The sequence below is a fragment of the Cognatundibacterium squillarum genome (assembly GCF_014652435.1).
GTDB classification, from domain to species: domain Bacteria; phylum Pseudomonadota; class Gammaproteobacteria; order Burkholderiales; family Burkholderiaceae_D; genus Undibacterium; species Undibacterium squillarum.
Window position 1 is genome coordinate 445,675 of record NZ_BMYU01000003.1, and the last position, 9,924, is coordinate 455,598.

At 51.5% G+C, this 9,924-nt stretch carries 7 protein-coding genes; 5 read left to right on the plus strand and 2 right to left on the minus strand.

What is annotated here, in order from left to right; translation table 11 throughout:
- Window positions 1-181 precede the first annotated feature (181 nt).
- Window positions 182-1,135: a methionyl-tRNA formyltransferase gene (gene fmt / locus IE092_RS09020; protein ID WP_189356789.1), complete on the minus strand. Its 954-nt coding sequence runs from the start codon at window positions 1,133-1,135 to the stop codon at window positions 182-184.
- Entirely contained in the window at window positions 1,135-1,656 is a 522-nt protein-coding gene (def, locus tag IE092_RS09025; RefSeq protein WP_189356790.1) for a peptide deformylase, read from the minus strand. The genes fmt and def overlap by 1 nt, the downstream gene beginning before the upstream one ends.
- A gap of 154 nt (window positions 1,657-1,810) precedes the next feature.
- Between def and IE092_RS09030 the strand changes: the two genes are divergently transcribed.
- The 5 genes from IE092_RS09030 to IE092_RS09050 all read left to right on the plus strand — a co-directional run bounded on the left by IE092_RS09030 (window position 1,811) and on the right by IE092_RS09050 (window position 9,784).
- Window positions 1,811-2,935: a LysM peptidoglycan-binding domain-containing protein gene (locus IE092_RS09030; RefSeq protein ID WP_189356793.1), complete on the plus strand. Its 1,125-nt coding sequence runs from the start codon at window positions 1,811-1,813 to the stop codon at window positions 2,933-2,935.
- A 14-nt stretch (window positions 2,936-2,949) separates the two neighbouring features.
- Complete coding sequence (dprA, locus tag IE092_RS09035; RefSeq protein WP_189356795.1) at window positions 2,950-4,044, plus strand: DNA-processing protein DprA; 1,095 nt, start codon at window positions 2,950-2,952, stop codon at window positions 4,042-4,044.
- A gap of 57 nt (window positions 4,045-4,101) precedes the next feature.
- Window positions 4,102-4,566, plus strand: a complete 465-nt coding sequence (locus IE092_RS09040; protein WP_189356797.1) for a Smg family protein — start codon at window positions 4,102-4,104, stop codon at window positions 4,564-4,566.
- 162 nt (window positions 4,567-4,728) lie between these two features.
- Window positions 4,729-7,302 carry a DNA topoisomerase III gene (locus IE092_RS09045; protein WP_189356799.1) on the plus strand — a complete coding sequence of 858 codons (2,574 nt, stop codon included), beginning with the start codon at window positions 4,729-4,731 and terminating at the stop codon, window positions 7,300-7,302.
- 97 nt (window positions 7,303-7,399) lie between these two features.
- The gene (locus IE092_RS09050; RefSeq protein ID WP_189356801.1) at window positions 7,400-9,784 is read left to right on the plus strand and encodes a DUF1631 family protein; all 2,385 of its coding nucleotides are present in this window, start codon (window positions 7,400-7,402) and stop codon (window positions 9,782-9,784) included.
- Window positions 9,785-9,924 lie beyond the last annotated feature (140 nt).

Genomic DNA, 9,924 nt, shown 5'->3' on the forward strand with positions numbered 1-9,924 from the left:
GGCTCAGAGAATCAGCGTCAGAGAATACAACAAGTATTAAAGTAAGCGTAAGATTTTGCGCCGGACGGTGGCGCAGTCGGAGTATTTTCACAGGAGATCCGTGGAAATCGCACCGGATTGATCAAAGCTTGTCGCTTTTTTGCTGCAACCGGTGCGAATTTTGCGGTTTTTACGCCGTTTTTCAGCTGAACAACAGCTCAGAACGGAACTGAAAACCCTTCAGGAAATCACCTGCCGGTAAGCGTTTGCCGCCCGGTTTCTGCAATTCCAGTAAGTCCAGTGCCCCTTCACCGCAGGCAACCCGCACACCGCTGGCATCTGCCGATAACAGCGTGCCGGCCGGTTTGCCATGCGCCAGCGCGACGGCGCGTGCGGCAGAAACCTTCAGCATTTGTCCGTCATACTGAACCTGTGTACCGGGAAATGGTGAAAAAGCCCGTACTTTGCGCGCCAGCACAGCTGCCGGCTGGCTGAAGTCGAGTTTCGATTCTTCTTTAGTGATTTTGGCGGCGTAGCACACGCCTTGCTCAGGCTGCGGTGTCGCCGCCAGCGGACCTTGCTGTAAAGCCTGCAGTGTGCGCACGATCATATCCGCCCCCTGCGCCGCCAGCTTGTCATGCAGACTGCCGGTGGTATCGGTATCGCTGATGGCCTGCGCTTCCATCATCAGCATGTCGCCGGTATCCAGACCTTCATCCATTTGCATGATGGTAATGCCGGTTTCCGCATCACCGGCTTCAATCGCACGGTGTATCGGTGCCGCACCGCGCCAGCGCGGTAACAGCGAACCGTGAATATTCAGGCAACCCAGGCGCGGAATGCTCAGAACAGATAAAGGCAGAATCAGGCCGTAGGCGGCGACCACCATCACATCATGTTCCGTTGCCTGTAATAAAGCGTGCGCCTCGGCTGCCACTTCAGGATATTTTCCGTTCAGGCGCAGCGACACCGGCTGTGCCACCGGAATACCGTGTTCCAGCGCCACCTGTTTGACGGCGGAGGCCTGCAGTTGCATACCGCGTCCGGCCGGACGATCCGGCTGAGTCAGTACCAGCGGTACTTCAAAGCCGGCTTTCAGTATCGCAGTCAGGGCCGTTGCGGCAAATTCCGGCGTACCGGCAAAAATCACCTTCATTAACGACCTGCCTTGCGTTGCTGTTCGCGTTCTTCTTTCTGCAGCTTGGTTTTGATACGGTTGCGTTTCAGTGGCGACAGATATTCCACAAACACTTTACCGTTCAGGTGATCAATTTCATGCTGTATACATACAGCCAGCAAATCTTTGCAGTGCATTTCAAACGGCTGACCGTTCGCATCCAGTGCGCGGACTTTCACTTCGGACGGACGTTCAACGCCGTCGTAGATGCCTGGTACAGATAAACAGCCTTCATCATAGACGCGCTTTTCTTCGCTGGACCAGATGATTTCCGGATTAATAAAGGCGATCAGCTGATTACCTTCTTCGGAGACGTCGATGACGACCAGACGTTCATGGACATCCACCTGCGTGGCGGCCAGACCGACGCCCGGTGCGTCATACATAGTTTCTGCCATATCGGCGATCAGCGTTTTCAGGCGCTCATCAAAAACAGTGACAGGTTTCGCGATTTTGTGCAGACGCGCATCGGGATAGCGCAATATATTCAGTTTTGACATAAGACATTTCACAACAAGCCCGAATGACGTTCGCGCTGTTTTTCTTGCTAGTTCAGGGAATTGTGGGCAGAATTTGCTTCAATTTGGCAAGTTTTGCAAGCTGAAAAACGCCTGCTGCCCTGCTGTTTGCTGCTATTTGCAACGGATCTGATTCATGAAAAAGTTTAGCACAATCGCCGCACTGATCGCTGCCGGCCTCTCTTCTGCCAGCCTGACGGCTGCAGCCGCTCCCGCTGATGCCACCATCGCGCAGGCTCAGGCCATCGCTGAAAAGTCGCAGTGTGCTTTCCGTGCGGATGCTCCGGACAAGCATGTGGTAGTGCGCGGTGACACACTGTGGGGTATCTCTGCGGTATTCCTGCAAAACCCGTGGTGCTGGCCAAAAGTCTGGGGCATGAACCGCGAAGATATTCGCAATCCGCACTGGATTTACCCGGGCCAGATCGTGTATTTCGATCGTGCCAACGGTCGTCTGCGTCTGGCGAATGTGGCCGGTAACGGCACCGCCAGCGGCGGTGTCCCGACGGTCAAACTGTCTCCGCGTTCCCGTGTGGAAGGCCTTGGCGCTGAAGCGATCCGTTCGATACCGGCTTCTGCGATTGAACCTTTCCTCGCACAACCGATGGTCGTGGACGTGAATACTCTGGAACGTACGCCGCGCATCGTATCTGCGACAGAAAACCGGGTTAATCTCGGACAGAATGAAAAAGCGTATGTACGTGGCGAGCTGGAAGGCAGTACCTCATTCCAGGTTTTCCGTCCGGGCGTGCCGCTGAAAGATCCGGAAACCGGCAATGTCATCGGCTACGAAGCGCGTTTTGTCGGTACGGTGAAGCTGGAACGTGAGGGCGATGAAAATAATGATGTCCATACTTTCTCCGTGGTCAATACCAAGGAAGAAATGTCGGTTGGTGATCGCTTACTGCCGGTTCCGCCTACGCCGATTATGAGCTATGTTCCGCATCCTCCTTATGATGATGTGAAAGCCCGCGTGGTCAGTATTTACGGTGGTGTATCCGTCGCCGGTCAGAATCAGATCATTTCGATTAACCGTGGTCGTGAACACGGACTGGATCTGGGAACCGTCTTGTCGCTGCAGCGTTACGGCGAAACTGTGAAAGATCGTACGGATAACAATCGCCTTATTAAGCTGCCAGACGAAAAATACGGCTATGTCTTTATTTTCCGTGTGTTTGATACCATTTCTTACGGACTGGTCATGGAAGTGACGGACATCGTAAAAGTTGGCGATAACGTCATTTCGCCGATTCAGCAGTAACAATTTGCTCAGGCATGCACGAGTTCGCGAACTGGTTGCGCCTGATGGAAACGCCGGGGGTAGGGAATGAAACTGCCCGCCGGCTGCTAAAGGCTTTCGGATTACCGGAAGCCATTTTTTCTTCCTCGCTGCAATCATTGCAGCAAGTCGTCAGCCCGCGTATTGCACAAGCCTTGCTGCAACCTGTTTCCCCCGGATTGCAGAACCTGATCAGTAAAACTGCTGACTGGCTGCAGCAGCCACAATGTCACTTACTGACACTGGCAGATAGCCGTTACCCTCCCATATTGCTGAATATTCCCGATCCACCAGTATTACTGTATGCAATCGGCGATTTGCAGTTTCTGAATCAGACAATGATCGGTGTAGTGGGCAGCCGGCACGCAACCAGTCAGGGCATGCGTCATGCACATGATTTTTCAGCTGCGCTGAGTCAGGCGGGCATCACCGTCAGCTCAGGTCTTGCGGCCGGGATTGATGCTGCTGCGCACCAAGGCGCGCTGACCGGCTCTGGCAGTACAGTCGCCGTCGTCGGTACCGGGCTTGATAAAGTGTATCCGGCAAGGCACAGAGAACTGGCGCACCGTATTGCTGCAGAGGGTTGCATCATCAGTGAGTACTCACTCGGCACTTCGCCGGTTGCCGCCAATTTTCCGCGCCGCAACCGGTTGATTTCGGGTCTGGCGACAGGCGTGCTGGTGGTGGAGGCTGCAGCGCAATCCGGTTCACTGATTACAGCGCGTATGGCGGCAGAGCAGGGGCGTGATGTTTTTGCGATTCCCGGTTCAATTCATGCACCATTATCAAAAGGTTGCCATCAGTTGATACGTCAGGGTGCCAAGCTGGTGGAATCTGCAGCAGATATTCTGGAAGATTTACCGCAGCTTTCCCGGCCTGACGTCAATGCGCAGCCCGGTACAGACAATCGCCATCATGATTCCTCTGAAGAAGCATGGGCCGGGCTACTGGGATATGACCCTGTTCCGCTCGACATACTGGCGCAGCAGGCGAGATTGAGCATTGCGGACTTGCAGGCACAACTCCTGATGATGGAGCTGTCAGGGCAACTTGAAATGTTGCCGGGTGGTTATGTACGTCGCCTGGCCTGAATGTTTGCCGGGGTAAAAAGGCTTGTATCTGCACGGACCTGACGGTACAGTAGGGGCATGTTTGATATTCTTGTTTATCTTTACCAGACGTATTACCGTCCTGATGCATGTCCGGAACCCCCTGTTTTGATGAAAAAACTGGCGGCTGTCGGTTTTGATCAGGAAGATATCTCTGATGCACTGACGTGGCTGAGTGGCTTATCTGAGCCCGTTACTGTCGTACAGGCGCCATCCGCACGGCATCCTTCCCAACGTGTTTATGCTGAGCCGGAGGCGCATGCGCTCGGTGAACAGGCGATTGGCTTCATTCAGTTCCTGGAGCTGGCGGGTTTGCTGGGTTTTGCAGAACGCGAAATTGTGATTGAACGGGCACTTGCCGTAAATGAATCACCGCTACCCCTTGATAAGCTCAAAATCATCGTACTGATGGTGTTGTGGAGTCAGGGGCTGGAGCCCGATATGCTGATGCTGGATGAACTACTGTTGTCTGAGGACGACAATCAGCCCCGTATCCTGCATTAAAACTTGTCAGAACAAAGAATCCCTGACTGAATCAATATCACGTTGCGGTTTTTACCCGGCAACGTATATCATTCCGCGCTAATTTGATTACTCTTATAATTAGTTTGCTAGAATTGTTGACAATTAAACATTTCTGGACCTTCAAAGCCCGAGAATTCTGAAATGACCAAAACGCTCATCATTGCTGAAAAACCATCTGTCGCCGCTGACATTGCCAAAGCACTGGGTGGCTTCACCAAGCATGATGACTATTTTGAGTCAGATGAATATGTGCTTTCATCCGCTGTCGGCCATCTGGTGGAAATTACTGTGCCGGAAGAGTACGACGTCAAGCGTGGTAAATGGAGTTTTACTCATTTGCCGATGATTCCTCCTCACTTTGCGCTGAATCCGATTGCAAAGACAGAATCACGCCTGAAAGTGCTTGCTAAGCTGATTAAGCGAAAAGATGTCAGTGCACTCATCAATGCATGTGACGCGGGCCGCGAAGGTGAACTGATTTTCCGTCTGATTGCACAATACGCAAAAGCGAAGCAGCCAGTGCAGCGTCTCTGGCTGCAATCGATGACGCCCGCAGCGATACGTGATGGCTTTCACAAACTGCGTTCGGATGCCGACATGCTGCCACTGGCGGATGCGGCGCGTTGCCGCTCCGAAGCGGACTGGCTGATCGGTATTAACGGTACCCGCGCCATGACGGCGTTTAATTCCAAAGACGGTGGCTTTTATCTGACAACGGTCGGGCGTGTACAAACGCCGACACTGTCGATTGTGGTCGAACGTGAAGAAAAGATTAAAAAATTCGTTTCACGTGATTTCTGGGAAGTGCGCGCTGAGTTCGTTTGTGCCGGGGGTATCTACGAGGGCCGCTGGTTTGATCCGAAATTCCGTAAAGACGAAACGGATCCTGAAAAGAAAGCTGAACGTCTGTGGAGTAAAGCGGCAGCCGAGTCCGTGGTTGCCGCTTGCCGTAGCCGTCAGGGGACTGTCTCCGAGGAATCAAAGCCGTCGACACAAATGTCGCCAGCATTGTTTGATCTGACCAGCCTCCAGCGCGAAGCGAATGCTAAGTTCGGTTTCTCCGCTAAAAACACCTTGGGGCTGGCGCAGGCGTTGTATGAAAAGCACAAAGTCCTGACGTATCCGCGTACGGATTCGCGTCATTTGCCGGAAGATTACCTGGCAACGACAATGCAGACTCTGGACAGTATCTCCGCAATTCCGGCATTCCAGCCGCATGCACGTCAGATTCTGAATCAGCAATGGGTGCGCCCGAATAAGCGTGTCTTTGATAACAGCAAAATCAGCGATCACTTTGCGATTATTCCTACGGGTCAGGTACCGAAAAACCTGTCTGAGCCTGAACAGAAGTTATACGATCTGGTGACGCGCCGATTTATGGCAGTGTTTTTCCCGGCAGCAGAATTTCTGGTAACAACACGTATTACAGAGGTATCCGGTCATCAGTTCCGTACGGAAGGAAAAGTGCTGGTTAATCCGGGATGGCTGGCTGTTTATGGACGTGATGCGCTGGAAGAAAAAGACGGAGAAGGCCGCGGTACGCTGGCCCCAGTTGCAAAAGATGAAAAAGTACTGGCTGACCAGGTCGCCGTTCATGAGTTGGTAACGAAACCGCCTGCCCGCTATTCTGAAGCGACTTTGTTATCTGCAATGGAAGGTGCTGGCAAGCTGGTTGATGATGAAGAGTTGCGTGAAGCAATGGCCGGTAAAGGGCTTGGGACACCTGCGACACGTGCAGCGATCATTGAAGGCTTACTCACCGAGAAGTATTTACTGCGAGAAGGTCGCGAACTGATTCCGACTGCAAAAGCGTTTCAGCTGATGACTTTACTGCGCGGACTTGGTGTTGATGAACTGACATCTCCGGAACTGACCGGTGAGTGGGAGCATAAGCTTTCATTAATGGAAAAAGGTGGTATCAGTCGCGAAGCTTTCATGCGTGAAATCGCACAGATGACACAAATCATCGTAAAACGTGCGAAAGAGTACGACAACGATACAATTCCCGGTGACTATGCGACGCTGGAGACACCATGTCCTCATTGTGGTGGCAAAGTGAAAGAAAATTATCGTCGCTTTGCCTGTACACAGTGTGAATTCTCATTGCCAAAAACACCGGGCAGCCGTCAGTTTGAGGTTGCCGAGGTGGAAGAGTTATTACAGAAGCGCGAAATCGGACCTTTACAGGGCTTCCGCTCAAAAATGGGACGTCCGTTTGCCGCAATGCTGAAAATTGTGCCTGATACGGAGCACAATAATCTGAAGCTCGAGTTTGATTTCGGACAGGCGCAGGAAAGTGATGAGGATGGGGAGGAACCCGACTTCAGTCAGCAATCGTCACTCGGCCCTTGCCCGAAATGTGGCAGTAATGTTTATGAATTGCCGCTCGCATATATTTGCGAGAAAACGGCAGCAAAACCGAAAGCTTGTGATTTCCGCAGCGGCAGAATTATTTTGCAGCAGGAAATTAGTCCGGAACAGATGCGTAAATTATTGGTCGAATCGAAAACTGATTTATTGCCGGGCTTTATTTCTCAGCGTACCCGTCGTCCGTTTAAGGCTTTTCTGGTACGTGGTAAAGACGGAAAAATCGGATTTGAATTCGAGGAAAGAAAAGCCAAAGCTCCTGCGGCAGGTAAAACCGCCAAGAAAGATGCCGCAGTGCAGGCCGATGCGCCCAAGAAAACCGCCGGCAGAAAAAAAGCGACTACCTGAACTCGCCGGCTAGCATCCTTTTAGGATGCCCTTGTGTGCGCGTCAGCTTGTTCCTGCAATTTACTGGAACCCAGTTATGACACCGCGTGAGGTTTTATTGCTTGCCCGTCAGACGTTTGAGCGGGCTGTCGAAGAGCATTTGCCAGCCTTGTTTCCTACGGCGACGGAATGGCTTTTTGCCAAGGCAAATCAGTCTGATAATAAGCCAGAGCAAATTGCTGCACATCAGGCACGCTATTATTTGCAGGAGCGTAAAGAGCTCCTGTCTCCCAAAATCATGTTCTTTTTACGAGGCTTGCTTGATCGCAGCCTCGACACCGCATATCAGCAGTTTCAGACAAAGTCTGCATTGCAGTCGACAGGGTTGTCTTTGCTCGGAGAGTCTGAGTTTGAAGGCACACTGAGTTTTATGAACATGATTCAGCGCTTGCGCGACTGTGGTGGTCAGGAGCTAAACGAACTGAATCTAAGGATTACCGGATTATTCGGGCAGAGCGAAATTAAAGAACGCGAAAACCCATTTCGCCCCTATATTCTTGCCAATAGCCTTTCCGAGGCGGTGGAAACCATGCGGTTTGAGCCGCTTGTTTCCAAAATATTGAAATTTGCGCTGGCAGAGTCGATGGCGCAACATGTCTCGTCTATATACAGGCATACCAACCATATCCTGCAAGCGCAAGGTGTCGAAGCAAAACTCAGCCTGCGTATCGCCAAACAGGCAAAAGCATCAGCTGGCAGTGGTGTAGTTTCTGTGGCGCACTATAAAAATCAGAGTGAAGCTGCTTTCACAGGGGTGCGCGAATTGCATTTACATGACTGGCTGGCTGCTATCGGTTCGGATCAGATTTCGGACACAGAGAAACAGTTACCGGCACCGTTGATGTGGCTGTCACCCCATGCAACACTTGGAGAGGCAGTGCGCAAAGCATTCGGTAAGGCTGACATTAAATTTTCCGACGGTAATGCACAGTCATTTTTAAGATCAGACGCTGCGTCTGCTGGTGGTGCTCAGGCTTTGCCGGAGCGGCTGATGCCATATTTACGGGAACTGCAATCGCAAGGTGCTTTTACTTCTATGACGCCGGCGCTTGTCAGTCGTTCTGTCTTGGTCAAACTTCTCGGGAAGTTGCATAAAAAAAATTCAGCAGAGGGAAGTTCACGTATTCGCAAGCTCAGGGAATATCGTGATGACCTGACGTTATTGTGTGAGCGATCTGAACAAAAAATGGCGCTGGATGTTGTGATTGCGCTGAGTGAAGCCTGGCAGAGAGATCTCAGAATTCCGGAGTTGTTGCGTGAGAAACTGAATACCTGTGACTTCCTGATTGCTCAGCTCGCGCTGATGGATAACAGCTGGTTTCTTGCTGCCCGGCATCCGGCACGTTTGATGCTGAACCGGATCGCGTCAGTATTGACCGGTGTTCGTGGCCTGTCAGGACCGGAAACCTATTTTCAGGACGAGGTAAGTAAAATATTTAAGACGCTGGCACGTCATGATTGTGAGGTTCCGGGGTTGTTTGAGCGAATATTCGCTCGTCTGGATGCATCTCTTGAAAAGGATTTACGTAATCTTGATCGCCTTAGCCGGCGTTCTGTCAGAGTGCTTTCAGAAGCGCAGCTGCGTTTTTCTGACAGTCAGCGCCTTCGTCAGGAAATCGCTGATGTGCTAAACGCTGTACCTGGCTTTTCGCAGCAGTTCCGCAGTTTTCTTGAGAGCGAATGGGTGCGGGCGATTGTGATTGCCTCACGTAAAGATACAGAATTATTACGAAGCTTTTGTGAGTTTGTTCCCTGGATTATCTGGGCTATTCAGCCAAAATCAGATGATGCACAGCGAGAGACTTCCCGATCGTATTTTCCGGATTTGATGCACATCTTGCGGCAGGGATTCGGCCTGCTTGAGTTAAACACCTTCCGTCAGAACGCGTTATATAGCTGGCTGAATGATATCCATGAGCGTAATGGGCAGCAGCTTGACAGTGCAGCATTAACCTTTGATGACTGGCAGTTGCGGTTCACTGCCGTCAGAGAGTTTCAGGCGCACCTGCGGAACGAAACAGATCTCAGGCTGCATTTTTCTGACGTGCAGCCATTTATTCAGGTGGCTGCAGATGAAATTGAGTTACCGGTCCGGTACTTATCAGAAGAAAATCAGCAGTCTCAGCAAATGACACAATCGCCCTTTATGAAAACGAAGAAGGCCGCAGAGGCTGAAATATGGCTTGATCGATTGCAGCCTGGCTGCAGCTTTGAGTTATTCCAGGCTGGTGAGTGGCGTCGTATGTGTGTCATCTGGAGAGATCAATTATCTTGCGCCTGGCTTGTAGTGGAAGCTCTGCAGCCTCATCCGTGTCTGGCAGATTTTGCGTTGATTCAATCGGCATTTCAGCGTGGAGCTGCCAGGCTGACAGAGCCGGAGGAAATGATGGAGCGCTCTATTCAGAGGATCATTAGTGCCGCAGATACTGCAGAGTCGACATAACTTGCCGTCAGAGGGTGTTGACAAAATCCGTGCGCTTCTTCATAATCTCGCTTCTCTGCTGCTGACGAACACAACGCTTCGCAGCGATAGCAGAAAAGAATACAGTTCTTTAACAATCAACAGCCAATAAATGTGGGCAC

Coding starts and splice junctions, on each gene's coding strand:
- IE092_RS09040 (WP_189356797.1), top strand. CDS start 4,102: ATGTTTGATATTCTTGTTTATCTTTACCAGACGTATTACCGTCCTGAT.
- IE092_RS09030 (WP_189356793.1), top strand. CDS start 1,811: ATGAAAAAGTTTAGCACAATCGCCGCACTGATCGCTGCCGGCCTCTCT.
- IE092_RS09045 (WP_189356799.1), top strand. CDS start 4,729: ATGACCAAAACGCTCATCATTGCTGAAAAACCATCTGTCGCCGCTGAC.
- dprA (WP_189356795.1), top strand. CDS start 2,950: ATGCACGAGTTCGCGAACTGGTTGCGCCTGATGGAAACGCCGGGGGTA.
- def (WP_189356790.1), bottom strand. CDS start 1,656: ATGTCAAAACTGAATATATTGCGCTATCCCGATGCGCGTCTGCACAAA.
- fmt (WP_189356789.1), bottom strand. CDS start 1,135: ATGAAGGTGATTTTTGCCGGTACGCCGGAATTTGCCGCAACGGCCCTG.